This window comes from Atopobium sp. oral taxon 199 str. F0494 (assembly GCF_000411555.1).
In the GTDB taxonomy this organism is placed as follows: Bacteria; Actinomycetota; Coriobacteriia; order Coriobacteriales; family Atopobiaceae; genus Lancefieldella.
This window is the reverse complement of record NZ_KE150486.1, coordinates 762,754-788,389: the sequence shown is the minus strand read 5'-3', so window position 1 is coordinate 788,389 and position 25,636 is coordinate 762,754. Positions and strand designations below refer to the sequence as shown.

General features: G+C 54.0%; 27 protein-coding genes. 23 read left to right on the top strand and 4 right to left on the bottom strand.

What is annotated here, in order from left to right; genetic code table 11:
* Positions 1 to 56: 56 nt before the first annotated feature.
* Both HMPREF1527_RS03510 and HMPREF1527_RS03505 read right to left on the bottom strand, forming a co-directional pair.
* Complete coding sequence (locus tag HMPREF1527_RS03510) at positions 57 to 908, bottom strand: class II fructose-bisphosphate aldolase (RefSeq protein WP_016477323.1); 852 nt, start codon at positions 906 to 908, stop codon at positions 57 to 59.
* 69 nt (positions 909 to 977) lie between these two features.
* Positions 978 to 1,913: a 1-phosphofructokinase family hexose kinase gene (locus HMPREF1527_RS03505; protein WP_016477322.1), complete on the bottom strand. Its 936-nt coding sequence runs from the start codon at positions 1,911 to 1,913 to the stop codon at positions 978 to 980.
* A gap of 349 nt (positions 1,914 to 2,262) precedes the next feature.
* Here HMPREF1527_RS03505 and HMPREF1527_RS03500 point away from each other — a divergent pair, with 349 nt between their 5' ends.
* The 10 genes from HMPREF1527_RS03500 to HMPREF1527_RS03455 all read left to right on the top strand — a co-directional run bounded on the left by HMPREF1527_RS03500 (position 2,263) and on the right by HMPREF1527_RS03455 (position 10,041).
* Entirely contained in the window at positions 2,263 to 2,787 is a 525-nt protein-coding gene (locus HMPREF1527_RS03500; protein WP_016477321.1) for a PTS sugar transporter subunit IIA, read from the top strand.
* 9 nt (positions 2,788 to 2,796) lie between these two features.
* Positions 2,797 to 3,078 carry a preprotein translocase subunit YajC gene (yajC, locus tag HMPREF1527_RS03495; RefSeq protein WP_016477320.1) on the top strand — a complete coding sequence of 94 codons (282 nt, stop codon included), beginning with the start codon at positions 2,797 to 2,799 and terminating at the stop codon, positions 3,076 to 3,078.
* Between the two features lie 97 nt (positions 3,079 to 3,175).
* The gene (gene agaV / locus HMPREF1527_RS03490) at positions 3,176 to 3,658 is read left to right on the top strand and encodes a PTS N-acetylgalactosamine transporter subunit IIB (RefSeq protein WP_016477319.1); all 483 of its coding nucleotides are present in this window, start codon (positions 3,176 to 3,178) and stop codon (positions 3,656 to 3,658) included.
* A gap of 78 nt (positions 3,659 to 3,736) precedes the next feature.
* Positions 3,737 to 4,540: a PTS sugar transporter subunit IIC gene (locus HMPREF1527_RS03485; RefSeq protein ID WP_016477318.1), complete on the top strand. Its 804-nt coding sequence runs from the start codon at positions 3,737 to 3,739 to the stop codon at positions 4,538 to 4,540.
* Positions 4,530 to 5,603 carry a PTS system mannose/fructose/sorbose family transporter subunit IID gene (locus HMPREF1527_RS03480; RefSeq protein WP_016477317.1) on the top strand — a complete coding sequence of 358 codons (1,074 nt, stop codon included), beginning with the start codon at positions 4,530 to 4,532 and terminating at the stop codon, positions 5,601 to 5,603. The genes HMPREF1527_RS03485 and HMPREF1527_RS03480 overlap by 11 nt, the downstream gene beginning before the upstream one ends.
* 100 nt (positions 5,604 to 5,703) lie before the next feature.
* Positions 5,704 to 6,432, top strand: coding sequence for a GntR family transcriptional regulator (locus HMPREF1527_RS03475; RefSeq protein ID WP_016477316.1), 729 nt, complete (start codon positions 5,704 to 5,706; stop codon positions 6,430 to 6,432).
* 15 nt (positions 6,433 to 6,447) lie between these two features.
* A complete protein-coding gene (locus tag HMPREF1527_RS03470) occupies positions 6,448 to 7,620 on the top strand; it encodes an SIS domain-containing protein (protein ID WP_016477315.1) in 1,173 nt (390 codons plus the stop codon).
* 31 nt (positions 7,621 to 7,651) lie between these two features.
* Entirely contained in the window at positions 7,652 to 8,824 is a 1,173-nt protein-coding gene (nagA, locus tag HMPREF1527_RS03465) for an N-acetylglucosamine-6-phosphate deacetylase (RefSeq protein ID WP_016477314.1), read from the top strand.
* Between the two features lie 139 nt (positions 8,825 to 8,963).
* A complete protein-coding gene (locus tag HMPREF1527_RS03460; protein WP_016477313.1) occupies positions 8,964 to 9,407 on the top strand; it encodes a DUF3290 family protein in 444 nt (147 codons plus the stop codon).
* 4 nt (positions 9,408 to 9,411) lie between these two features.
* Positions 9,412 to 10,041, top strand: coding sequence for a DUF421 domain-containing protein (locus HMPREF1527_RS03455; protein ID WP_016477312.1), 630 nt, complete (start codon positions 9,412 to 9,414; stop codon positions 10,039 to 10,041).
* Positions 10,042 to 10,111: 70 nt separating this feature from the next.
* Here HMPREF1527_RS03455 and HMPREF1527_RS03450 read toward each other — a convergent pair whose 3' ends face one another.
* Positions 10,112 to 10,972 carry a DegV family protein gene (locus tag HMPREF1527_RS03450; protein WP_016477311.1) on the bottom strand — a complete coding sequence of 287 codons (861 nt, stop codon included), beginning with the start codon at positions 10,970 to 10,972 and terminating at the stop codon, positions 10,112 to 10,114.
* Positions 10,973 to 11,186: 214 nt separating this feature from the next.
* Here HMPREF1527_RS03450 and nhaA point away from each other — a divergent pair, with 214 nt between their 5' ends.
* Entirely contained in the window at positions 11,187 to 12,563 is a 1,377-nt protein-coding gene (nhaA, locus tag HMPREF1527_RS03445) for a Na+/H+ antiporter NhaA (RefSeq protein ID WP_016477310.1), read from the top strand.
* A gap of 2 nt (positions 12,564 to 12,565) precedes the next feature.
* On the opposite strand, the gene HMPREF1527_RS03440 is transcribed toward nhaA, so the two are convergent.
* Complete coding sequence (locus tag HMPREF1527_RS03440; protein WP_016477309.1) at positions 12,566 to 12,826, bottom strand: hypothetical protein; 261 nt, start codon at positions 12,824 to 12,826, stop codon at positions 12,566 to 12,568.
* Between the two features lie 111 nt (positions 12,827 to 12,937).
* Between HMPREF1527_RS03440 and HMPREF1527_RS03435 the strand changes: the two genes are divergently transcribed.
* From HMPREF1527_RS03435 to rsmI, 12 genes are all read left to right on the top strand, one after another.
* Positions 12,938 to 14,332: an aminotransferase class I/II-fold pyridoxal phosphate-dependent enzyme gene (locus tag HMPREF1527_RS03435; RefSeq protein WP_016477308.1), complete on the top strand. Its 1,395-nt coding sequence runs from the start codon at positions 12,938 to 12,940 to the stop codon at positions 14,330 to 14,332.
* Between the two features lie 128 nt (positions 14,333 to 14,460).
* Positions 14,461 to 15,228 carry a lipopolysaccharide assembly protein LapB gene (locus tag HMPREF1527_RS03430; protein WP_016477307.1) on the top strand — a complete coding sequence of 256 codons (768 nt, stop codon included), beginning with the start codon at positions 14,461 to 14,463 and terminating at the stop codon, positions 15,226 to 15,228.
* A 94-nt stretch (positions 15,229 to 15,322) separates the two neighbouring features.
* A complete protein-coding gene (locus HMPREF1527_RS03425; protein ID WP_016477306.1) occupies positions 15,323 to 15,649 on the top strand; it encodes an STAS domain-containing protein in 327 nt (108 codons plus the stop codon).
* Positions 15,650 to 15,667: 18 nt separating this feature from the next.
* Complete coding sequence (locus tag HMPREF1527_RS03420) at positions 15,668 to 16,330, top strand: twin-arginine translocase TatA/TatE family subunit (RefSeq protein ID WP_016477305.1); 663 nt, start codon at positions 15,668 to 15,670, stop codon at positions 16,328 to 16,330.
* A gap of 17 nt (positions 16,331 to 16,347) precedes the next feature.
* Entirely contained in the window at positions 16,348 to 17,124 is a 777-nt protein-coding gene (gene tatC / locus HMPREF1527_RS03415) for a twin-arginine translocase subunit TatC (RefSeq protein WP_016477304.1), read from the top strand.
* 74 nt (positions 17,125 to 17,198) lie between these two features.
* Positions 17,199 to 19,736 (top strand): DNA topoisomerase I, encoded by a 2,538-nt coding sequence (locus tag HMPREF1527_RS03410; RefSeq protein WP_016477303.1) that lies wholly within the window; start codon positions 17,199 to 17,201, stop codon positions 19,734 to 19,736.
* A 161-nt stretch (positions 19,737 to 19,897) separates the two neighbouring features.
* Positions 19,898 to 20,554, top strand: coding sequence for a dTMP kinase (tmk, locus tag HMPREF1527_RS03405; RefSeq protein ID WP_016477302.1), 657 nt, complete (start codon positions 19,898 to 19,900; stop codon positions 20,552 to 20,554).
* Complete coding sequence (locus tag HMPREF1527_RS03400) at positions 20,544 to 21,698, top strand: DNA polymerase III subunit delta' C-terminal domain-containing protein (RefSeq protein ID WP_016477301.1); 1,155 nt, start codon at positions 20,544 to 20,546, stop codon at positions 21,696 to 21,698. The genes tmk and HMPREF1527_RS03400 overlap by 11 nt, the downstream gene beginning before the upstream one ends.
* Positions 21,677 to 23,161 carry a regulatory iron-sulfur-containing complex subunit RicT gene (gene ricT, locus HMPREF1527_RS03395; protein WP_016477300.1) on the top strand — a complete coding sequence of 495 codons (1,485 nt, stop codon included), beginning with the start codon at positions 21,677 to 21,679 and terminating at the stop codon, positions 23,159 to 23,161. The genes HMPREF1527_RS03400 and ricT overlap by 22 nt, the downstream gene beginning before the upstream one ends.
* Positions 23,154 to 23,573 (top strand): 6-carboxytetrahydropterin synthase, encoded by a 420-nt coding sequence (locus HMPREF1527_RS03390; RefSeq protein ID WP_016477299.1) that lies wholly within the window; start codon positions 23,154 to 23,156, stop codon positions 23,571 to 23,573. The genes ricT and HMPREF1527_RS03390 overlap by 8 nt, the downstream gene beginning before the upstream one ends.
* 111 nt (positions 23,574 to 23,684) lie before the next feature.
* Entirely contained in the window at positions 23,685 to 24,731 is a 1,047-nt protein-coding gene (locus HMPREF1527_RS03385; protein ID WP_016477298.1) for a glycoside hydrolase family 5 protein, read from the top strand.
* Positions 24,731 to 25,636 carry a 16S rRNA (cytidine(1402)-2'-O)-methyltransferase gene (rsmI, locus tag HMPREF1527_RS03380; RefSeq protein ID WP_016477297.1) on the top strand — a complete coding sequence of 302 codons (906 nt, stop codon included), beginning with the start codon at positions 24,731 to 24,733 and terminating at the stop codon, positions 25,634 to 25,636. The genes HMPREF1527_RS03385 and rsmI overlap by 1 nt, the downstream gene beginning before the upstream one ends.

The window sequence follows — 25,636 nt, the reverse complement described above, 5'->3', positions numbered from 1 at the left end:
AAACGTGGGTAAATCGAAAAGAGCCAGGTAACCGGAAGCCAGGTTCTTCTCGCCGCCTAGGCTTTGCGAGAAGAACCAAGGTTGTCCATGTGGCTGGCGACAACATCGGTAATGGCCTGCATGCCGGGGATGGACGGCTTCTTTGGATCAAAGTTGTCGGGATGCTCGGCCATGTAGTGCATGAAGGCGCCGGTAAACGCCTGGCGGAGTTCGGTGGCGTAGTTGACCTTGCAGATGCCGTTTTGGATTGCTTCGGCAACTTGGTCGTCGGGAACGCCGGAGGTGCCGTGCAGTACCAAAGGAATGTCCAAACGCGAACGAATCTCCTTCAGGACGCCCTGCTCGATATGGGGAATGCCTTTATAGACGCCGTGCGCCGTACCGACGCCGACAGCCAGCGAGGTGCACCGGGTGCGCTCGACAAATTCGACCGCTTCATCAGGGTCGGTATAGGGGTTTTCACCCTCAACCGCAGGGCCGTCATCCTCTTTGCCGCCAACCTTACCAAGCTCAGCCTCAACGGGAAGATCGATAGGACCGGCGAACTGAGTGACAGATGCGGTAAGAGCGATATTGTCCTCAAAAGGCACATGAGAGCCGTCAATCATGACGGAAGTGTAGCCCGCGCGCGCCGCTTGAATGCAGCGGTCAAAGCCATCGCCATGATCGAGGTGCAAAGCTACAGGCACTGTGGCTTGCTCAGCGGCTTCGCGAACCATCGCGGTAAACAGACCAAGATTGGCATACTTTACGGTGCCTGGCGTAGTCTGCAAAATGACAGGGGAGCGGCGCTCTTCGGCCGCTTTAATGACGGCCATCACAAACTCAAGGTTTTCGATGTTGAAGGCGCCGACGGCATAGTGTCCTGCTTGTGCGTCCAACAGCATCTGTTTAGTAGAAACAAACATAGTGTCTCCTTTCCCTCTTGCGAGGCGAGTAAGTACCCTTTCCCTTTTGCGGGATGAGTGTATAACCAGCTATAGAGTAATACGTTTGACCTCTGTTTGTGCTGCGAGTTTTGAAGCGATTTCAGGATTAAAACGGCCGGTGCCCTCCATAAGGCAGCTGGCGCTTGCACATGACAGAGCGAAGCGAAGCCGCTCCGGCGCGTCATATCCTCGAGAAAGTCCTACTGCAAAGGCGCCGACCAGCGTATCTCCTGCTCCGACAGGGTTCAAAGCATCGATTTTTGGAGCATACCCGCGGAAGACGCCCTCGGAGCACGCCATGCACGCCCCTTTTGCACCAAGCGAAACTACTACGTTTTCTATGCCCGCTTCATGCAACTCAAGCGCTGCGCTGAGTACGTCTGTGTCGTCTGTAATCGTGCGTCCCAGCAGCTGCCCGATTTCGTCCGCATTGGGCTTGATCATAGCGGGGCGAGCGCTCACTCCGCGCTTAAGAAGTTCTCCAGAGGTGTCAAGAATGCAGGGCGTTCCGTACGACTGCACCAGCTCTATGAGGTCAGCGTATGCGTCGGGGGTCATGCCCGCGGGAACGCTTCCGTTGATAGTAACGACGTCTGCCTGAGGGGTGTGCGCGCGGATTTTTTGATGCAGCGCCTCAACATCTGCATCCGTTACAGGACGTCCCGGCTCTAAAAACTCCGTTGAGCGCCTGTTTGCCTCAAGTACATTGACGCAGCAGCGCGTTTCTTGGGATACGCGTACAAAATCCTCGCGGAGACCGTCTTTTGCGGCGAGCTCGCAGAGATACCTGCCGTTATTTCCGCCGACAAATCCGGTGGCGAGAAGGTCTTCTCCGCAGGTAACGATTGCGCGAGACGCGTTCAGCCCCTTACCGCCCGCACTGTCATCGCAGGTGACAACGCGGTGAACGGTGCCGTCTGTCAAGGGACCTGCAAGACGATAGGCTTTGTCGATAGAGGCGTTTGCCGTAACGGTCAGAATCACGTTTGATCCTTTCTGTACTACCGGTATGAGCCTTCTGTAATACCAGTAGAGCTGACAGGGTAGTTGAGGTCTCCATAGATTGTGCTACCGGTTGCTGAAAATGTCGAGAGAAAATAATGGTTTAAGCATCTCTGTTAGCAGGTATTTTATAGGCATAGTATCGGTAAACGGTCGAGTTTTATCGCCAAGCGTAAAGAGTGTTAACGTACCCAGACCGTGAAGGTAAAGAGGGATATACTGCATAAGTGGATAGGTGGTATCAACCAGTTGAGCGTGAGAGCCGAACTATCGATTTCAAGCGATGAGTCAGGCGTTTTAGCGCGCGGCTGGGCATGAAAGGGAGAAACCAATGATTGGTTGCGTTCTTACCGGACACGGCACCTTTGCAAACGGCCTTGCAGATGCCCTTTCTATGATTGCCGGAGAGCAAAAATACTTTGTTCCTGTTCCCTTTATCGAAGCCGGCGCCGCATCATATCCTGAGACGCTTGCTTCTGTTATCTCGGATTTGCTTGATCATACCGATGGCGTTCTCGTGTTCTGCGATCTTCTCGGCGGCACACCTTTTAATCAGGCGATGATTATTTCTCAAAATGACGCAAATGTTGAGGTAGTTACAGGCGCTAATCTCCCTATGCTGCTTGAGACATTGTCGCTGTGTCTGGATACGACAACGCTTCGAGATCTTGTGCAGACCGCGGTGGAGTCGGGAGCCGCGGGCGTCGCGCATAAAACGTTGAAGATTGAAACCAAAGATGAGGGCGCGGCTGAGGCTGAGAGCGCGGCTGATGGCGCGGCTGAGGGCGCGTCGGCGAAAAATCTCTTTGATGCTCACTCCTGTGATGAAGATCCTTTTGACGGCGAGGGAATTTAGGAGTCTGATATGGAACATTTGGCAGAATACATCCTGGCGTCATCCATTGTTCTTCTCGTCTTTTTAATGATTATCGGTCTTATGGCATACCTTTTTGCCGTTCGAGCCAATAAGAAAAAAGTGGGCGGGGCTGAAGATATTCAGAAGAATCTCGCTGTCGGCCAGCGCGTGGTGCTTGCCGATGGCATCTATGGCAACGTTGTTCGCGTAGGCAAAGAAACCGTTGATCTTGAGCTTAAAAGCGGTACGGCGGAAGTCGCGCGTTACGCCATAGCTCGCGTCGTCGCATAGTCGCATAAAGGAAAAAGGCGGCAACAATATCTGTAGTAGTTTGCGAGAAAACCGTGCCAATCACGGCGACAAGCGCAAAGAAACGAAAGGAAGAAAAATGGGTGAGCCAGACATTAAACTCGCACGAATCGACAACCGTTTGATTCATGGCCAGGTGGCTACGCAGTGGAACGGCTCGTTGGGCACCAATCTCATTCTGGTGGCAAATGATGAGGTTGCAGGCAATAAGATGCGTCAGGGTCTTATGGACATGGCCGCTCCCTCAGGAGTCGCTACCCGCTATTTCACCCTGCAGAAGACCATTGACATCATCCATAAGGCGTCCGCGTCCCAGCATATCTTCTTGATCGCCGAAAATCCCGAGGACATCCTTACCCTGGTCAAGGGCGGTGTTCCCATACAGAAAGTCAATATCGGCAACATGCATATGGCCGAAGGCAAGCGGCAGGTCGCCACATCAGTGGCGGTAGACGACCGTGATGTCGCCGCTTTCCGCGAGCTTCAGGATTTGGGGGTGACGCTAGAGATCAGGCGTGTTCCTACGACTCCGGTCGAGGATATCAACAAGCTGTTTGAGTAAGTTTTGGTTGTAACGCTCAAACATGTTTGCCGGCCGTTGTCTCCGGCATTGTCAGCAGGTTTGAAAGGAGGAGTTAAGATGGATGTAAGCCCGCTTCAGGTGCTTCTTATCTTCATTGTCGCATTTATCGCCGGCATTGATCAGTTCAGCTTCCTCGAGTCTCTTTACCAGCCAATCGTTACCGGCTTTCTGGTTGGATTGATTCTCGGCGATGTTCAGACCGGTCTTATCGTTGGCGGTACCTACCAGCTCATGACCATCGGTAACATGCCTGTCGGTGGCGCTCAGCCGCCCAACCCCGTTATCGGCGGTATCATGGCGGCTGTCTTTGCCATTACCACCAAGCTTGAACCGATGGCTGCTGTCGCTGCGGCTATCCCGTTTTCGCTTCTTGGCCAGTATGCCGTCACCATTATCTTTACCGTGATGTCTCCTGTCATGGCAAAGGCTGACGGTTACGCGGCGGAAGCGGATCCCAAAGGCATCACCCGCATCAACTACGGCGCCATGGCAGCTCTCGGCCTTTTCTTCGGCGTTATCGTGACGCTGTTCTTCCTCGGCGGAGCGGCCTTTGGCAAGCAGTTGACCGAAGCCATTCCAAAGTGGCTCATGAACGGACTCTCCGTTGCCGGCGGTATGATGCGCTTTGTCGGCTTTGCCATCCTTTTGAAAGTTATGGCCTCTCGCGAGCTGTGGGGATTCTTCCTTATGGGATTTGCGGCCGCAATCGTATTCGTCAGCATTCCCGAGCTTTCCGGTCCCGCGCTCTTGCTGCTGGCCCTTATCGGCTTTGGCATCGCGTTCTGGGATTATCAGGTTCAGACCAAGGTAAAGCATGCAGCTCCTGCTGTTATGGGAGGTGACGTTGAAGATGGCATTTAATATTCCTGATACCTATCAAAATACCGCGCCTGCTGATCAGCTTGATCAAAAGACCCTCAACAAGATGGTGTGGCGCTCTCTTTTCCTCCAGGCATCATTTAACTACGAGAGAATGCAGGCTGCCGGCTGGCTGTACGGTATTCTTCCGGGCCTCGAGAAGATCCACGGAGACAACAAGGACGACCTGGCCGCGTCTATGAGCCACAACCTTGAGTTCTTCAACACCCACCCCTTCCTCGTGACGTTTGTCATGGGCATCGTGCTCTCCCTTGAGCAGAACAAGGTGGACATTCCCACCATCCGCGCCGTCCGCGTTTCTGCCATGGGACCGCTCGGCGGCATCGGTGACGCTCTGTTCTGGTTTACGCTTGTGCCCATTACAGCTGGCATCACTTCAAACATGGCCATTACCGGCAATGTGTTCGCGCCCTTCCTGTTCCTTATCATCTTCAATCTTGCGCAGTTTGCTATTCGCTACTGGCTGATGAACCTGTCGTATAAGATGGGCACCGACGCCATCACGCTCTTGACGGAGAACGCCAAAGAGTTTACCCGCGCCGCGTCTATCCTGGGCGTCTTTGTTGTCGGCTGCCTGGTTGTCTGCTACGGCGGCACTAAGCTCGGCTACAAGATTCCTAACGGTGAGACGCACAGCACCGCGCTGTCTCAGGCGACGCTTACCGACGAACAGCTGGCAACAGGTAAGTACGATGAGCAGATTTTTGCCGAGGGTTCGTATGCGGCGTATAAGGAAGACCCGACAAAGGTGACCTTCATCGGCGGCAAGACGGCTGACGGTAACGATGGTATGACCGGCATCAATCCGATTGGCAACGGCGCCAATGTTGTGACCGTTGCTCAAGATGTTACCAGTCCCGTTACCATTGATCTGCAGAAGATTCTTGACGGCGTTTGCCCGAAGCTTATTCCGCTGGCGCTGACCATGCTTCTGTACTTCCTGATGGCTAAGCGAAACTGGACTCCCATCAAGTGCATTGTACTGCTTTTGGTTATCGCTCTTCTCGGTTCAGGCTTTGGTATCTGGCCCTACATTTGGGGTTAAACTAAAGTCAATCAAACGGCTGTCCGAAGCGCTCGGGCAGCCGTTTGGTGGCCGCTATGAGGTATGAGCTACGGACATATGTTGCTGATTGAAGGATTTCATGACCCTACTTACAGGAAAACAACCCCTTTACAGCCAGCTGGCTAACACGCTGCGCGAACATATCGAAAATGATCTTGGTCCCGATGATATGATTCCCTCAGAGCGCGATCTCTCCGAGCGTTATGGCCTTTCCCGTACTACCGTGCGCTTAGCCCTGCGAGAGCTTGAGCGCATTGGTCTTATTTATCGGCAGCACGGTCGCGGTACCTTTGTGGCGGATCAGTCCGGCCGCGTGACTGACCTTGCCGCCGGCTACAGTTTCACGGACCAGCAGCGCGAGCTTGGACGTGTCCCGAAAACGGTTATTTTGGAATTTGAGATTGTTGAGGCGAACAAGTATCTCGCGCAGCATATGCGTTTGTCTCTTGGCGATAAGGCCTACCGCATTAAACGCCTTCGTTTGGCTGATGATGTGCCTATGATGCTTGAGACTACCTACGTTCCCGTTTCGCAGTTCTTATCGCTTACGAGAAAAAATCTGGAGCATAACTCGCTCTATCACATTATGGAAACCGAATATGACGTTGCTATCCGCTATGCGGAGGAGGAGTTTAAGGCCTCTATCGCAAAACAGAGCGATGCGGAGCAGCTGGATATACCTGAGGGCGCGCCGGTGCTTAACTTGGAGCGCACTACCTATAATGACCACAATACAATCGTTGAGTTTACGCTCTCCGTGGCGCGGGCAGACCAGTTCCACTACAAAGTGGTGCATGTCCGCAGTTAAACAAAGGGGATATTGATGTTTGACACAACAACCGCCGAGCTTGAGGCTCTTGGTGCGGAAATTACCACGAGCGAGATTAAGCAGCAGCCTGACCTCTGGGAAGGCACGCTTGATATCTACTTGAACAATCGCGAGAAAATCGATGAGTTTCTCGCGTCTGCCCGTGACCTCGGAGGCGCGCGCCGTACCCGAGTTGTCTTTACGGGCGCCGGCACATCTCAGTATGTTGGCGATACCATTACGCCGTACCTGCGGCGCTTTGGCGATACTGACGCGTTTGAGTTTGCATCGGTAGCAACGACCGATATCGTTTCTGATCCGTACGGTTCGCTTGACGCGGACGACCCTACGGTGCTGGTGTCGTTTGCTCGTTCCGGCAACAGCCCAGAGAGCCTTGCGGCTGTGAACATAGCAAAAACTCTCGTAAAGAAGCTGCTACTCATTAACATCACGTGCGCGCCTGAGGGTAAGCTCGCCGTTGAGGCTGAGAGAGACTCCAACGCGCTGACGCTTTTGATTCCGGATGCAAACGATCAGGGCTTTGCCATGACAGGATCTTTCAGCTGCATGGCGCTTCTCGCTACGCTTATATTCGACCAATCAGACGTTGCGAGGAAGGCGGTGTGGGTGGCTGATGCGTCGGCGCTTGGACGTAACGTCATCGCGCGCGAAGATGAGATAGCCGCCTGGCTCAAGACGGATTTTGACCGTATTACATATCTGGGGTCCGGCCCCTTCATGGGTCTTGCACGCGAAGCGCAGCTCAAGGTGCTGGAGCTGGCCGCGGGAAAAGACGCCACATCATTTGATTCTTCGATGGGATACCGTCACGGGCCGAAGTCCTTTGTAGACGCCCGAACGCTCGTGTTTGTTTTTGTGGCAAACGATCCCTATACGCGTCAGTATGACGTTGACATTTTGAATGAGATCTCCGGCGATGGGATTGCCGCGCTTACCGTGGGCATTCAGCAAGAGGGGGCAGGCTCGTTTACTGGCGCGTCCTTCACGCTTCCGATGGGAGCAGAGGGTCTGCCCGCGGCCTATCTGGCGTTGCCGTTTGTCCTTGTCGCCCAGACGATTGCCCTGTTGAATTCCGTTCGTGTAGGGAATACTCCTGATACCCCTTCGCCGTCCGGCACTGTGAATCGTGTGGTCAAAGGGGTTACGATTCATCCGTTTGAGGTGTAAGCCTACCTCTGAACGTCCAAAGGAGACGATTATGAGTACGTATGCTCTTAAGGCGGATATGTTTTTCCTTCCCGGCGCTCCGATCGGTCCCGGATATCTTATGGTTGAAGATGGCGTTTTTGGCCAATTTACTGTCGAGGAACCCGGCTGCGAAATTTTGGACTACACCGGCAGCTGGGTGGCTCCCGGACTGGTTGACACGCATATTCACGGCTACCTTGACCACGACGTGATGGATTGTGATCCTGATGGCGTTATTGAGATTGCCAAGGGACTGCTTTCCAACGGCGTTACTTCATGGCTGCCTACGACGCTTACCGCGTCCATCGAGCAGACCGGAAACGCTTGCGAATCCGTTGCCGATGCTGTAGACGGTATCGACGCCAATGGCATTGACGCCGCTCGCATCCAAGGTATCTTTTTGGAGGGGCCGTTTTTTACCGAGAAGTACAAGGGCGCTCAAAACCCCGCGTATTTCCTTGATCCCGATGCCGATATTTTTGATGAATGGCAAGAGCGTGCTCGCGGGTGGATTTCAAAGATTGCTATTGCTCCCGAGCGTGAGGGCGCGCCGGAGTTCTGTGAAGAGATGGCTGACCGCGGTATTCATGTGGCGCTGGGCCATTCTGACGCGACCTATGATCAGGCGCTTGCTTGTATGAACGCGGGTGCTGACATTTTCGTTCATACTTATAACGGCATGAGAGGCCTGCACCATCGCGAACCCGGCATGGTCGGTGCCGCTATGACGACGCACGGTACGTATGCTGAGGTCATATGCGATGGTCATCATGTCACTCCTGTGGCGGTTCGAGCTTTGATCAATGCCAAGGGCGCTGATCACACTGTGCTCATTACCGACTGTATGCGTGCGGGAGGCATGCCTGACGGCGATTATACCTTGGGTGATTTTCCTGTTATCGTAAAAGATGGCACGGCTCGTCTGACAGACGCCTCGCATAGTCTTGCCGGCTCTATTCTCCGGCTTTTCCAAGGGCTTAAAAATGTATATGACTGGGGCATCGTAACGGCGGAAGAAGCCATTCGCATGGCTTCCGAACAGCCCGCTTGCTCTTGTGGTATTGATGACGTTTGCGGATATATCCGTCCGGGATATGATGCGGACTTTATTATTTTAGGTAAGGATCTCACCCTTGAGGAAACTTTCCTGGGAGGCAAGAGCGTTTATCGGGTAGCGTTTTAGCGTTTAATTGTCTGTCGTGTTGTTATTGTTGTTGATGGTGGTCGTATAGCCACTCGCCTTTTTGCGTTCCGGCTTTCCGACAACCTATCATCATGTTGAATTCTTGTGCTGAGGAGAGCGTTGTAAGAAAGCGGGGAATATGGAGTTCTACTCCCATGATTATCTGGTTCATCGAGCAAGTACGCTTGATTGGACTCAGGCGATTCTTTTTGCGCTTGTTGCGCTTCTGCTGGTGTTTGCGCTCGTACATTATTTTCGGGACCGTCAAAATTCAAAGTATCGAGAGCTCGCCCTTATCGCCCTCTTTTCGCTGATTTTTCTGGGTCTACTGCAACTCGATCGCGTTATGGAAGTTGATCGGGTGAACAAACACTATTCAGCGGTTGTATCGTCGCAGGAGAGTATCGCCCGTACTATGAACGTTGATACCGGCAAGGTTTATGTGGCTCTTGATGAGAAGGGCAATCAGTCATATATAGAGGTAGACGGCAAATATTATCGCATCTTGAAGAATGGCGAGAGGGGCTATGTGCTTGAACGCGTTGATTTAGTAGGCACCGATATTCGCCACGTTGAGGAGTAGTTGCATGAACTTTTATCTGGAAGTTGCCATTAAGCTCATCATCGGCTTATTTTCACTCGTCCTTGCCATCAATGTAAGTGGCAAGGGAAATCTTGCCCCTACAGCCGCCATTGATCAGGTTCAGAACTTTGTTCTCGGCGGTATTGTTGGCGGCATGATTTATAACAGCTCTATTACTATTTTGCAGTATACGCTGGTACTTCTCATCTGGCTTATCCTTGTGATGACGCTTCGCTGGCTGCGCACCAATAACATGCTGGTGAAGCATGTTATTGACGGTAAGCCCATCATTGTTATCGACAGAGGCAATCTGTTGGTAGAAAATTGCCGCAAGGCGGGTCTGACCGCCTATGACATCTCGCTTAAACTGCGTCAAGCTGGAGTAAACTACACCTCCGATGTCAAGCGCGCTATTCTTGAGCAGAACGGTCAGCTTATTATTGTGCAGCATGGTGAGCAAAGCCCACGTTTTCCGCTTATTACTGACGGACAGGTACAGGAGAATATTCTTGACGCGTTGGATTTAGCGGAGGACTGGCTTGAAAACGAACTCAAGCGTCAAGGTATTCTGTCGCCTGCCGAAGTGTATTTAGCTGAGTACAATGACGGAAAGCTCGACATCACAAAGTACTAGCTATAGATAACGTTCTATGGAGCGACGTTTTACCCGTGGGTGTACAAGCGCCTGCCAGCCAAATGATCTGCTAGTCAACGCCTTGTACGCCAATGCCCACGAGGCCGGGGCCGGTGTGAACCAAGAGATCCGGTCCTATGTCGGCGGTTATGAAGTCGATGATATTGGGAATTTCTTGCCGCAAGCGTTCTTTCATTTCAGCGTACATGAGGCTGGGCGCTGAACATGAAATGGCCAGGTGTACCTGCGCGTGCTTTTTGGCCTCATCTGCTACGAGCGCAACTTCGCCCTTGAGGGATTTTTCCCAGCCGCGGGTGCGTTTGGCAATGCCGTATTTGCCATTTGGCTCGCATGTAAGAACGGGCTTAATGTTAAGTACGGATCCGATGCGATAGACCGCTTCGCTGATGCGTCCTCCTTTGCGCAGGAAGTCTAGGGCCGGAACAGAAAAGAATACATGCGTCTTTCGGGAAGCTTCTTCAAGTTTTTCGCCGATTTGCTCGTAAGGGACGCCCGCCTCTATCAGTCGAACCGCTTCAATGACAATCAATCCGGCCGCGACGCCGATGTTTTTAGTATCAACGACCGTAATAGGAAAGTCTGAGATGTCATCAGCAATCATGCGGACAGTATCGCATGTTGCCGAGAGTCCTGAAGAGATGCACACGAAAATCGCGGCGTCGTAGCCTGCGGCCTTGGCATCTTCAAAAAGTGAGCGAATCGTTTCCGGCGAGGGCAGGGAAGTGCTGGGGATTTCTTCATCAAAGCGGGCGGCCAGCTGTTCTGGGGTAATGTCGACCATTGACTCATAGGAGCTGCCGTCAGAATAATTGATACGGAGGGGAGCTACGCGGATGTCGTGCGCGGCTATAAACTCCGCCGGCGTATTGGTGCCCGAATCGGTAAGAATGGCAATTCTTTTCTCGGCCATAGATCGCTCCAACCCGTCAACTATGAAAGTTTCATAAAAAATGAAACCGTAAGATGTTGATGCAACTCAATATAACGGTAAAACACCGATATATCTTATGACAACTCTACCCAATATGTCCCGGTACAAAAAGAGGAAAACGGCGGGTATCCGTAAACGCATGGTAAACTGAATGCCGAGCGTTTTTACATTTCCCAGGCCAGATAGGTTGGACATGTCAAGTATTTACGGCGAGCCGGCTGTTGTTAAAAGAATCGAATACCGCACGGAGGTGCGTAAATTCACGTCAAATGGAACGATTGCCGCGGCTGTCATGGTTATGGCTGCGCTCGTTGCGCTTGTGGTAGCCAACTCACCCGCTCATGAGGCTGTTGAGAAGTTCTTTGAGTGGGAGCTCTCTGTTCAGGTAGGCGTATTTGCGGCTCATATGTCGTTTGAAACGTTTGTCAATGATTTCTTGATGGCCATCTTTTTCCTGCTTGTTGGTATCGAGCTCAAGTATGAAGTTACGGTAGGACAACTTCGCCGCCCTCGTCAGGCGATGCTTCCGATGCTGGCGGCCGCCGGCGGCGTGGTAGTTCCCGCCTGCGTGTACCTGCTTTGCAACTATGGCGGCGCCATGCACGGATGGGCTACGCCCATTGCTACCGACATCGCCTTTGCCCTTGGCGTTATGAGTTTGCTTGGAAATCGCATTTCTTCTCAAACTAAGGTATTTTTTCAGACCTTGGCCATTGCCGACGACATCCTTGCTATTGTGGTTATCGCTTTGTTTTACGGTCAGACACCCAGTATCGCGTGGTGCGCGGCGGCGCTTGGAGTCATATTGATTCTATGGGGCATGAGCCGCATGAAGCTGTACACATCGGCGCCGTATCTCGTTGCCGGACTGGTTCTTTGGGTCTGTATGTATCACTCAGGTATCCACGCGACACTTGCTGGCGTTATTCTGGCGTTTTTCCTGCCAAGCCGCTCTGACGTTCGGCTGAATAATCTGGGCGGCTGGCTTGAAAGCCGTGCCCGCGACCTTAACGCCAACTATGACGATGAGCATCACATTTTGGGTCAGCATGACTTTACGCGCGGGGCTCTTCGTGTCGAGCAGGTCATGCATCATGTGACGCCGCCTCTGCAGCGAGTTGAGCGCTATATTTCTGTGCCGGTCAACTTTCTTATCCTGCCATTGTTTGCCTTCGCAAATGCTCAGGTGACGCTTATGGGTTCTGATTTCGGCGCCATCATCGCTAATCCCGTAGCCTATGGTACGTTTTTCGGCGCTATCTTTGGCAAGCCCGCAGGCATCATTCTTACCACGCTGGTTCTAGTTAAGCTTGGCGTCTGCAAGCTTCCGAAGCGCGTGAGCTGGACGCAGGTCATAGCCGTTGGTCTTATGGGTGGCCTTGGCTTTACCATGTCGATTCTTATCTCCGGTCTTGCATTCAACAATCCTCAGGATATCCTCGCCGCCAAATGCGCCATTCTCGCCGGATCGTTCGTTGCTGGCCTGTTGGGAATTGTCTTTATTCGCATTGTTGACGCCGTTCATGTACATAAGACTTTAGGCGAGAAAAGCAAGTCGTCAAAAAAGTAAGCTTATTCTACGGTGCCGTATGTGTAGCCCCAGCCGTGAGCGGTCACAATGGAGTTTATCTGGTCGCAGAGCGTAGCGCGCTTGTATCTGCCTGATGGGATAAGGTTAATGACTTCGAGAAGGTCAGCGTTAAGGTCGTCAATTTCCGCCCGAACTAAGACATCGATGTTTGAAACGAAGCCTGAAGGAGAGCGTTTGTATACGTTATCGACCAATCGCTGCAGATCGCCATACGCGTCCGCGCGAACACCCGGTTTAGCCATAGCTCCTCCAATCACAATCCTTGCGTGACAGTCTACCAGCTTTTTGAGACTGAGCTGATTGTTGTCCTATCTCCCCTCTATACTTCTGTATATGGTTCAAAGGGGGATACTATGCCAGTCAAGCTAGATCAAGAACTTTTTCAGCACATGCTTCCGCAGCAAGCGAACGCCTATCAGCTGATGAGTGATGCCGAACTCAACGCGGCGCTTGAAGCAATCGGAAAAGAAGCACAGGAGGTTTCAGAGAAGCATCTGGCGCTTGATATGGCGCGCGGCAAGCCGAGTCCTGAGCAGACGGCGCTGTCACGTCCCTTGCTCGATTTGCTAACTTCTGCGTCTGACCTTACGGATGGAGCTTCGTTTGCGGACAATTACGGAGACCCCGATGGCCTGCCGTCTGCCCGCGCGCTCGCGGCTGAGCTGTTGGGCGTTGATCCTGCGCAGGTCATTGTCGCCGGTTCTTCAAGCCTGAATCTTATGCATGACGTGCTTGATATGGCATATACGCACGGTATTGCCGGCCAAAAGCCATGGGCGCAGCAGGCGTCTGAGCTTGCAGCTGCGCATCCCGGCGAGAAGCTCAAGTTCCTTTGTCCGGTTCCGGGATATGACCGTCATTTTCGTATTACCGAGTATTATGGCTTCGAAAACGTTCCGGTGCCCATGACTGAGCACGGCCCCGATATGAAGTACGTGCGCATGCTTGTGGAGGGCGATTCTACCGTTAAAGGCGTGTGGTGCGTGCCGCGCTTTGCGAACCCTTCGGGCGTCAGTTACTCCGATGAGGTTGTGCGCGCCTTTGCCTCGCTTCGCCCTGCGGCGCCGGACTTTCGCGTTATGTGGGACAACGCGTACGCGTATCATACATTTGCGCGGCCCGGTGAGACCTGCGCGCCCTTGATGAATATCTTTGACGCCCTTGCTCAGGCGGGCAGAGATGATCTTATCATTGAGTTCGCCTCCACCGCTAAAGTGACGTTCCCATCGTCGGGTATGGCTTGGATGTGTGCTTCCGAGAAGGACATTCAGGAGATACGCGCGTCCTTCTCGGTGCGGCGCGTGTCGCCGGAAAAGCTGTTGCAGCTTGCGCATGTGCGCTTTCTCAAGGACAGGGCGGGCCTTGAGGCGCATATGGAGCGTCATGCGGAACTTTTACGCCCTCGCTTTGAGCTGGTAGAACGTAAGCTGACGGACGGTTTGGGTAAGCTCGCCGTGGCTGCATGGTCGCATCCAAAGGGTGGCTATTTTGTATCGTTTAACGGGCCTGTCGGCTCTGCTCGCGCTATTGTGTCCCGGACGCGTGAGATGGGCGTGAAGCTGACGTCTGCAGGAGCTACCTGGCCGTCAGGCAACGATCCTTTTGACTCCAATATTCGTATTGCCCCAAGTTATCCCAGCCTGAAAGAGCTTTCCCAAGCGCTTGACGTATTTGTCATCGCGGTCAAGCAGGTGGCCGCGCGATTGGCGAAAGTTGACAGGGGGCAGTACGCTTTTGGAGACCGTTGAGTTCTGTAGAATTTTCTACAGAGGTTTTGCGGGCTTTCGCGAATGCGCAATCTGTCGTACTCTGAACAGTCAGTGTACAGCCGGCGTCATTCGCCCGAGGTGTTTTGAAACCATGAGAGGTGTTATTCATGCCAAAAAAGGCATCAGGACATACGAGAAATACGCGCAGCTCCAAAGCCCGTACGGAGGCCGATGAAATTCAAGCTGCGAAAGATAGCGCGAACGAAAAGGCAAAACGCGACGGCGGTGGTTCGCGCCGCATGTCGATGGGAAAAAAGATTGCGGTCGGTATATTCTCGCTCTTTATCGCCCTTTCAATGATGATTCCCTCACTGGCGATGATTTTTGGCAGGAGCAATTCTCAGACAACCGTGACCAAGACAAGCTCGTCTAAATCTGGACAAGAGGCGTCTACGCCGGACGCGGTCAATGCGAAGTATTCCGCTCAGGTTCAGGAGCTCAGCGATGAGATTACCGATAACCCCGACAATCTTGCGGCAGTGCTGAAGCTTGCGCAAACGCATTTGAATTGGGGAGTTGAGCTCCGCAAGATTGCCTCAGACGATACCGTAAAGCAGCAGGCTGATGAGTATATTACCAAGTCGCTCAGCGAGTATGATACCTATCTTGCAAAAAGCGATTCAGATGAAGTCCGTGCAGATCGCGCCATCGCACAATTTCAGTCTGGCGATGAGAACGGCGCCGTTGAAGCTCTTAAGGCGCTGACCGGGAAGTCTCCCGACTGCGCGCTGGCATGGCTTAACCTTGGCATGATTTATCTGAAGATGGGAAATGCGGACGATGCTGACGCTGCGCTTCAAAAGGCGGTTGAGGCCGATGCTGACGGATCGCAAAACGTCCGACCCATAGCGCAAAAGCTGCTCGACGCCAAGTAAGGATGACACTAAGGGGTACACTACAACTCTTATACGTTCTCGAAAAATATGTTCTCGAAGAATCTTTGAGGATATCGCCACAGAAGGGGGAACAATGGCTCTCGATATTACAACTACGCAGGAAGCGGAACATATGCTCATTCAGGTTGCGGGAGAAGTTGACGTCTCAAATGCCGCTGAACTCCGCACGGCGCTTGAAAGCGCGCTGGCCGACAGATCCGCGAAAGTTGAGATAGACTTTACGGATGTTTCGTATATTGACTCAACGGGTATTGGTGTTTTAGTGGGAGCCGCGCATCGTGCCCACGAGACTGGGGCAACCTTTACAGTTGCTCATCCTCAAAAAAATGTGGCGCGTGTGTTTGATCTTCTTGGGGTTTCGGAAGATTTGCATGTTTGCGCTGACGATGAAAGACGATGATCCGAAAGGGTTAAAGACGTGTTTGGTATTGGTGAGACAGAGCTCGTTTTAATCTTGCTCTTTTCGTTTTTAGTTTTCGGGCCTGACAAACTGCCTGGCATGGGTCGCACGCTTGGACGAGCGCTGCGCCAGTTCAGAAATGCCCAGGAAGGGTTCAATAAAGTAGTCCAATCCGATCTTTTGGATCCGGCGGCTGACGCTTTGAACGAAAAACCAAAGCGTTCCGAAAAACTCCGTTCCGCCGCGTCCGATGATTCTGATCTTGATTCAGACGCGCCAAAGCAAGAAACGTTTGCTGAGCGTCGTGCCCGCCTTAAGGCGGAGCGTGAAGCTGCCGAGAAGAACCAGGAAGCAGAAGCGACGCAAGCTCCCGCAGCGGACGTTGCACCCGACAATGTCCCCGCCGCGGAGCCGGATACCGAATCGCGCTCTGAAGCGGTGCCCGAAGTGGCACCTGAAGCGAAACCTAAAGCGGCTTCTGAAGCCTCGTCTGAGCCTGCAAAAAAGGAAAACACCGCGCGCGATCTCTACAATTTGGGAGATAGACGTTCTTCTCGTGCGCAAAACGACGCCAAAAAGAAAGCCCGTCCCGCCTCAGAAGACACGTCAGAGGCGCCCGCGGACGCAAACGCTTCCGCCAAATCCGCTACATCTGGGGAGGAGGGTGAAGATCAGGAGTAATCCTGTCTTCGATCAGTATGCCTATTACTCCGGCTCGCATGCCTTTGATGGACCACCTTGGCGAACTCCGCCGTCGCTTGACTATTGTGGTGGTGTCTGTATTTGTGACCGCTATTGTGGTGTATTTCGCGACGCCCGCGTTGATTGAGGTTCTCACCAATCCTATCCGCGAATTTTTAACGGGCGGAACGCTGACTGTCCTTTCGGTCTTGGGTGGCTTCTCGATTCGTTTCAAAGTAGCGTTTTTCTTCGCGTTTATTATCTGTACGCCCATTATTATCTGGGAAGTTATGGCGTTTTTCCTTCCGGCTCTTAACGAGAAGGAAAGGCGCTGGGTGGTTCCTACCGTTGCTGCCATGGTATTTTTGTTCTTCTTCGGCATGATTTTCTGCTATTTCATTATCCTCAACACCGCTTTTGGCTGGCTCATTCAGCAATCCACCGAATTTGCCTCTACGCTCAACGAGGCGGAGGACTATCTCAGCATTATCATCATGTTTGAGATTGGATTTGGCATTGCGTTTCAGCTGCCGCTGGTCATTTTCTACCTCGCTATCCTTCACCTTGTGCCGTACAAAACACTTCGCGAACAGTGGCGCTATGTATATGTGGGACTTCTTGTCCTGTCGGCGGTTGTGACGCCTGACGCCTCGCCTGTTACCATGGCGCTTATGTTTGCGGCTCTCATTTTGCTGTATGAGGTAGCGCTTGGTGTGGCGCGTTCTGTCATCATTGCGCGAGACGGCAAAGCGGCCTTAAAGTGGACGCGTGAAGAATATGCGAATCGTGACTAATCAGACGCCTATGGGCTGCTTTGATGGAGCCAATCTGCCAAGATGTATGACAAGGCGTTGAGAAAGGCATTTCCTTGATTGTAATAGTTACCGAGAAAAACGACGCGGCCCAGCAAATCGCCCGTCTTCTGTCTGAATCTGGCAAACCCGAGGCTGATAAGATCTACAACACTCCCGTTTACCGTTTCAGAAAAGGTGGAGAGGAGTATGTAGCCATCGGTTTGCGCGGCCACATTTTGCAACCCGATTTTCCCGCGCAGCTCCTTTTTGACAAAGACGAGGGTTGGTATGGCGCAACCGATAAGGGCGCGCACATTCCTGTTGACGTGCCTGACGGCCTGGCTCGCCCTCCGTATACGGAAAAGCGCAAGCCCTATCTTAAGAACGGCATCGACCTCAAAGGCTGGAAGATTCCAAGCCTTCCATATCTTATTTGGGCTCCGGTGGAAAAGCAGCCGGCGGAAAAAGAGATTATCCGCGCCCTGAAAAATCTGGCGAAAAAATCAGACGCCGTTATTATCGCTACGGACTTTGACCGCGAGGGAGAGCTTATTGGCTCCGACGCCCTCGCGCAGGTGCTTTCCGTCAATCCGGATGTGCCCATATCTCGCGCGAGGTACTCAGCGTTTACCAAATATGAAATTGATACCGCCTTCGACAACCTCGTTGACCTTGACTACGACCTTGCCGCCGCAGGTGAATCCCGTCAGTTTATCGATCTTATCTGGGGCGCTGTACTGACGCGTTATCTGACATGCGCTCGTTTCGGAGGTCTGGGCAATACGCGCTCTGCTGGTCGCGTGCAGACACCAACATTAGCGTTGGTTGTTGAGCGCGAGCGTGAGCGTCTTGCTTTTAAGCCGGAAGACTACTGGGTCATTTCTGGCGAGGCGCACCCTTCCGATGGCGACAAGGACGAGAGCTTCAAAATTACTCACGCCACGTTACGCTTTTGGAACAAAAAAGAGGCAGCGGCTGCTTTTGACGCAGTGGATGGACAGCGTTCGGCCACTGTGGTGCGCGTTGAGTCAAAGTCTCGCAAGCAGCAGCCTCCGGCGCCGTTCAATACAACGTCCTTGCAGGCCGCGGCGGCGTCCGAAGGTCTTTCACCCGCGCGGACTATGCGCCTTGCGGAATCACTGTATATGGACGGCCTGATTTCGTATCCGCGTGTTGATAACACGGTCTATCCGGCCTCGCTCGATTTGCGAGGCTGTGTCCGCGCGCTTTCGGCGGTGCCTCAGTATGCCGGGGTGTGCAAAACACTTCTCGCTCAAGGAACGCTTCATGCCACCCGTGGCAAGCAGGAATCCACGGACCATCCGCCCATCTATCCGACGGCCGCGGCCGATCCAAACAAACTGCAGCCTGCCGCGTGGAAACTATACAACCTCATTGCCCGCCGCTTTCTGGCGACGCTGATGGGACCTGCTACCATTGCGGGCACTAAGGTCACGCTTGATATTGCCGGTCAGCCGTTTGTGGCAAATGGAACGGTCCTTGCCGAGAAGGGCTTTCGCGCGATATATCCCTTTGGACTTAAAAAGGACGATCAGCTTCCTGAATTGGCTCAAGGTGAGACTGTTGAGGTAACAAATCTTGCTCTTGACGCGAAGCAGACTGAACCGCCCGCTCGCTACAGCCAAGGCAGGCTCATTCAAGAGATGGAAAGGCGCGGCCTCGGCACCAAGGCGACGCGCGCTTCAATTATTGATACGCTGTACCAGCGTAAATATCTCAAAAACGATCCCGTTGAGCCAAGTCAGCTTGGCATAGCGATCATTGACGCTCTTATGCGGTTCGCGCCGCGTATCACCACGCCAGATATGACAGCTGAGCTGGAAGAAGACATGACAAAGGTCTCCGAAGGCAAGGATACGCGCGACGGCGTAGTAACTCACTCCCGAGCGCTTTTAGCTGATATGATCGACGCGCTGATTGACCATAAGGATGACCTTTCCGAAGCCATCGCGGACGCTGTGACGGCGGACGCGAAAATTGGCGTATGTCCTCAGTGTGGAAAGGACCTGGTGGTTAAAACTTCAGTCAAGACCCGGGGCAGTTTTGTCGGCTGCATGGGTTGGCCTGAATGCGAGGTTACCTATCCGCTGCCGCAAGGGCGCATTGAGCCTCTTGAGGGAGACGCGGGGGTGTGTCCTGAGTGTGGCGCTCCGCGCATTAAGGTACAACCATTCCGTCAGCGCGCGTACGAAATGTGCGTTAATCCGGCATGTCCCACAAACGCGGAACCCGATCTTCTGGTAGGAGAATGTCCCGTCTGTAAGGCATTGGGCAAACAGGGGGATTTGGTGGCGCATAAGTCCGAGCGCACGGGTAAGCGTTTTATCCGCTGTACCAACTATGAGGAGTGCGGCACCAGCTATCCGCTGCCGGCGCGTGGCAAGCTTGAGCGTACGGATGAGACGTGTCCTGATTGCGGCGCGCCTATGGTTATTGTCAATACGCAGAGAGGACCTTGGAAACTCTGTCCCAACTATGATTGCCCCGGCAAGGAGAAAAAAGCTTCCGCACGCGGACGCAAGTCCGGAGCAAAACGTACTTCTCGCAAAAAAACCGGCGGCAAGTCTGCTCGCGGCGGAAAGACGGGTTAGAAACGTTGAACGGACGTCCCTCTCCAACGTCCGCTCTTCTCCATTGATACCCCAAATGAAGCAGGTATGATAGAAAAGCTCAAAATCTTCTCATCATCACGGTTTTAGCACAATTGTGAGAAGTGCGGCCGCAGGCACGAAATGCAGAAAGGGGAAGCGGCGTGCGATTGCAAAACGGTCTTTTCATAACGCTTGAGGGCGCGGACGGCTCCGGCAAGTCGACTCAGGCCGACCTTCTCGCCAACGCGCTTGCCGCGACGGGGTATGAGCTCGTGCGCCTCCGCGAACCCGGCGGCACGAGGATTTCAGAAAAGATTCGTTCGCTTCTGCTTGATCCGTCCAATGCCGAGATGGCCGATGAGTGCGAGCTCTTCCTCTACGAGGCATCCCGTGCGCAACTTGTGCGCCAAGTTATTGAGCCGGCCCTTGCCAGGGGAGCCATTGTCCTTTGCGATAGGTTCTTCGATTCCACCTACGCGTATCAGGCGGGCGGGCGTGGCCTTGACGAGAAGAGCGTGCATCTTGCCAACACGCTTGGAAGCTGCGGTGTAACGCCAAGTCGGACGCTCGTTTTTGATTTGGATCCCGCCTCGGCGCTCAAGCGCGCTACCAAAGGTGGAGCCGATCGCCTTGAAGCGGAAGGGGTGTCCTTACAGACGCGCGTTCGAGAGGCGTATCTCAGACTTGCCAATGAGGAACCTCATCGCGTGCGGCTGATTGACGCCGCCGCCGACATCGCAACGGTTCATGCGCGCGTTATTGCCGCGCTCAGCGATTTGATTCCCGAACTGTCTCAGGAGGCTGCTCATGTCCTTTGAGGCTGCAACGGCCGAGGCCATGCCCGCGCTGGCAACCCTTCAGGAACAGCCGCGCGTGCGAGAGTTTTTGCAGCGCGCCTTTGCGCAAAAGCGCCTTTCTCATGCCTATCTCTTCGTTGGGGCGCCGGGATCCGGCAAGATTGCTGCCGCTGAGGCTGTCGCGAAGGGTATCGTATGCCCGCATGGGGGAGACAATACCTGCGAAGACTGCATTCGCGTTTCTCGCCATACCCATCCTGACGTGCACTGGTATAAGCCGGAAAGCGTCACGGGATATCTCATAGGGCAGGTCAGAGAGCTTATCGCTGACGCCAACCTCGCACCCGTTAAGGCTCAAAGCAAAGTTTACATCCTGGATCGCGCTGATCTTCTTCGCACGGAGGCGGCCAACGCGCTTCTCAAAACCATCGAAGAACCGCCGCGTGACGCCGTGTTTATTCTCTGCGCCCGCAGTACCTCAACAGTGCTGCCCACCATTGTTTCGCGTTGCCAGATAGTGCCCTTCCGTGTTGTTTCCGATAAGGATGCGCTTGCGGCGGTGCTGCGCGCTACGGCGGCGAGCCGCACTGAGGCTCGCATAGCGCTGTCCGTGACGCATGCTCCCTCACGAGCCCTCGATTTTCTCGCCTCACCGTCGCGCGAAGACGTGCGCCGTCTTGTAGTGGAAGCTGTAGGTGATACCGTTCGCAACGATTCGTGGGACGTCCTTGGAAACGCCAAAGAAATTGTCGCGGCGGTAAAAATCCCGTTAGGCGTTCTTCAGCGCGTTCAGGAAGAGGCGCTTGAGGCTCATAAGGACTTTCTGGAGAACAAAACTCTTAAAGAAGTTGAGAAGGCTAATAAGCGAGAGCTTACTACTCGCGAGCGTTCAGGTATGATGGAAGCTCTTGCGGCGGCGGAATCGCTTTTGCGAGACGTTCTTGTCCGCTGCGAGAATATAGCTGAACCAATCGTGAACGAGGATGTCGCCGATGTGGTCGACCGACTCGCCTCACGAACAACTACGCGCGGGGTACTCAGGTCGCTTGCGGCAGTGCAGGCGGCTTCCGATAACCTCGAGCATAACGTAACTCCTCAGCTCGTTATGGAGACGATGCTGCTTGCTATCAAGGAGGCACTTACATGCCCACCGTTGTCCCGGTGAAATTTTCATATGCCGCCCGCGAACTTTGGTTCGACTGGTCAGGCTCAGGCGCGCAGGAGGGAGATCACGTTATCTGCCAGACTGAGCGCGGGCAGGAGATTGGCCTTGCCATAGCCGATGCTCGTAAAGTTACGGCAGATGAGCTGACCGACAGGATTGGCGAAGCGGAGCTTAAATGCGTACTTCGCGTAGCAACGCCGGAAGACCTCGACCGCGCCGAAAGGCTCGCGCAGCTGAGCGACGACGCTCTTCCTGTTTTTCGCCGCTTTGCCGCCGAGGAAAATCTTGAGATGAAGCCTGTCGGCGTTGAGTACCTCTTTGATGGCGAGAAGGTCGTGTGTTACTTCTCGGCTGACGAGCGTGTTGACTTTCGCCAGCTGGTCAGAGATCTTTCTCATGAGCTTCATCAACGTATTGATATGCGACAGATTGGCGTGCGTGAGGTTGCCGCTGTTATCGGCGGCTACGGTCACTGCGGACAGGAGCTGTGCTGCAGGCGGTTTGGCCTTTCGTTTGAGCCCGTGTCCATCCGTATGGCAAAAGAGCAAGACTTGCCGCTCAACTCCACCAAGATATCGGGCGCGTGCGGACGTCTGATGTGCTGCCTTCGCTATGAATTTGAGGCCTACAAGGACTTCAAGGGCCGCGCTCCTAAGCGTAACGCCGTTATTGAGACGCCTTTGGGCACCGGCAAAATCGTCGAGTACAATACGCCAAAAGAAGAGGTCTCCATTCGTCTGGAAAACGGCAAAATCGTCCGCATTCCTCTGTGTGATATGACCGCGTCCGACGCCGCGCGGAAAAAGTCGGAGGAGTTTAACTGCGCCTGCCGTCCGGATTCCGTAACGCGAGAAGTACTCGAGAGGCTTGACTCTCCTGATGTCCAGATGGCGCTTGCCGAGCTTGACCGTGAGAATGGTCTTATTGAGAACGACGAGCCGGAGATAAACCCGGATCTCTTTGTCAAAACGCCGCGCACGCGCCGCATACGTGCTTCCCGCGTTTCTGAGCGCGCTCAAGACGATGCGGCAGAGACACCTTCAGCAACGACAACGTCGCGCCGCCGTCGCCGTCATCAGGCAGAAGACAATGAGACGCTCCAGGATGATTTTTCGCGTACCCCCCACCCGACTGACACTCAAAAACCCAAGGCAGACAGGCGAGAAAAACAGCGGCCTGCGGGAAAGCGCTTCAAAAAGGAGGCTGTTGTTGAAGAAGTGCCTCAAGAGGAAGGTACCCGTCGCGTCAAGCGGACACGCCGTCCGGGAGACCGTGGCGGTATACGGCAGCAGTCTATACAAAGCGAGAGCCAGGAGAAGCGCGTCCGCCGTCCGCGCCGTCAACATGTAGCGCAAGAGAGCTCGCCATCAGAAGAGCAGCAAAACGGTACTTCTCGCCGCCGCCATCACCGCGGTGACCGCAATCTTCGTAAAGCGGAAGGTGAGAACGACAGCAATGTATAGTCTGAAGATCGAGAGTTCCTTTGACGCCGCGCATTTTCTTACCGACTACTACGGCAAATGCGAGAACCTGCACGGCCACCGCTGGCGCGTGGTGGCATATCTTTCGCAAGACGAGCTTCAGCATGAAGGCACAAACAAAGACATGGTTGTAGACTTTGGCGTCTTCAAAAAGGGTTTGCGAGAGCTTACCGCTGAGCTTGATCATACCTTTTTGGTGGAGGAGGGCTCGCTGATGGAGAAGACCGTTGAGTGCCTCCGAGAAGAGGGATTTTCCCTGTCTATGCTTCCGTTTCGTACGACAGCGGAAAACCTCGCGAAGTACTTCTTTGACCGGCTTGCCTCCCAGGGAATGTCCGTTTCGCGCGTGGAAGTATACGAAACACCGCTCAACTGTGCTATTTACGCTGCATAAACGTCAGTTTGACTGTTCGCCGGTTTGGCTTCGCCGCGCCGACAAGGCATGCGCGCGGCGGGTATACTTGCGGTAAGAAACAAATGTCGCGTGGTACAGAAGGGAGCAGAGATGCCTGTCGTCACATCTCTCAAAGGGGTAAACCTTACCGGTTGGCTCACCCTTGAACCGTGGGTGACTCCCGAGCCCTTTGCCCGCACGTCATCTGTCGATGAGGCGTCTTTGGCTCAAGTTCTGGGCGGCGAGAAGTACGCAGAGTTGGTACGCGCTCATCGCGATACCTTTATGAAGCCGGATGATTTCACCAAGATTGCCGCGCGTGGCTTTAACGCGGTTCGCCTGCCTGTTCCGTGGTATGTCTTTGGAGAAGGCTTGTCGGCTGATGTGCCGTATGTGCCCTGTATCGACTCTGTTGACAAAGCGCTTGAGTGGGCTGAAGAAATCGGAATTAACGTACTGTTTGTGCTGGCTATCAATCCGGGGCTTCCTGACGGTGAGGACGCGGCTCCCGGAGGCTCTCCGCGCACGCGTATTTCACGCGCGAAATCGCTGGAGGTGCTGGGGGAGCTTGCAAGGCGCTACGCGCATCGCGCGGGGTTCTTTGGAATTGAAGTCGCCGATGAGGTGCGGCCACGCGTTCGCAGAGGCCTGCGGGTTATTGAAGGCATACCCAGTCATTCACTGCGCAACTATTACCGGCAGGCATATGAAGAAGTGCGTGCCGCTGCCGGTGAGGATCCTGTGGTCGTACTTCCTGACGGCGGTTGGCCATCCGGGTGGCGGCGTTTTATGAGTCAACAAGCATACCAAGGGGTATGGCTTGATTGTCATCTGGACAAGATGCCTAATGCGGCGGATTGTTCGGGTCCCTACGGCGTCCAGCGGCTGATTGACGCAAAATCCGCATATATCGAGCAGGCATCGGCGGGAGATCTTCCCGTCATGGTAGGAAAGTGGTCCTCATCGTTGCCTGCGATTGAAGGCGCGATGACCGCCGAAGGTCGCATCGCTCTTGAGCGGATTTATACCGCAGGACAGCTTGCGGCGTATCGTGCATGTCCGGCATGGTTTTTCCAGACATGGAAAACAAGCGCGCTTCTGGCGGGATGGGACGCGCGTGTGGCGCTTGCCTCCTTTGAGAGAGGAATGCTTGACTGATGGGAATACAGGCATCACCGGGCATACTTTCTGTTGTAGGTACTCCCATTGGTAACCTTGCAGACGCTTCGCCGCGCGTCATTGATACGCTTACCGCGGCAGACGTTGTGCTGTGTGAAGATACACGTGTGACCGCAAAGCTTCTTTCGGCGTTTGGCGTGCGCGCGTCTTTGCAGCGCTGTGACGAACATGTTATCGCGTTTCAGGTCGGTTCCGTGCTTGAACGCCTTGCGCAGGGGCAGCGCGTTGCCTTTGTTTCTGACGCTGGTATGCCGGGAATTTCCGACCCGGGCCAGCGTTTGGTTGACGCTGCGCTTGACGCCGGCTTTACCACAGAAGTGATCCCGGGGCCTTCGGCGGTGACCTGCGCGCTTGTGGCATCGGGCCTCGCCTGTGACCATTTCTTTTTTGAAGGATTTTTGCCGCGCAAGCATGGAGCCCAGACGGAGCGCCTTACTTGGCTTGCGGCAATCCCGGGCGCGCTGGTCATATACGAGTCTCCGCGCCGAGTTGCCGCGACGCTTGCCCGCATTGCCGAGGTCATGCCTTCGCGTCGGGTGGCGCTTGTACGGGAGCTGACCAAACTGCATGAAGAAGTGGTACGCGATACGGCCGTGGCATTGGCTGCGATTATCGCTGCGCGCGAGAGCCTCAAGGGCGAGTGTGTACTCATAATCGCGCCTCCCACCGATGAGGAGCGCGCCGCAATCGACAGAAAGCGTGCTTCGGTCGCCTCGCCTTCAGACGGCGCTCAGCTGACCGGCACTACGCTGGAAGACGCCATACGAGAAGGACTTTTGGCGCATGAGCGCAAATCCACGCTCGCGCGTAAACTTTCCAAGGTCTTCTCGCTTGATCGTGAAGTTGTGTATGCCGCTATTCTTACAGCAGCGCAAAATCAATGA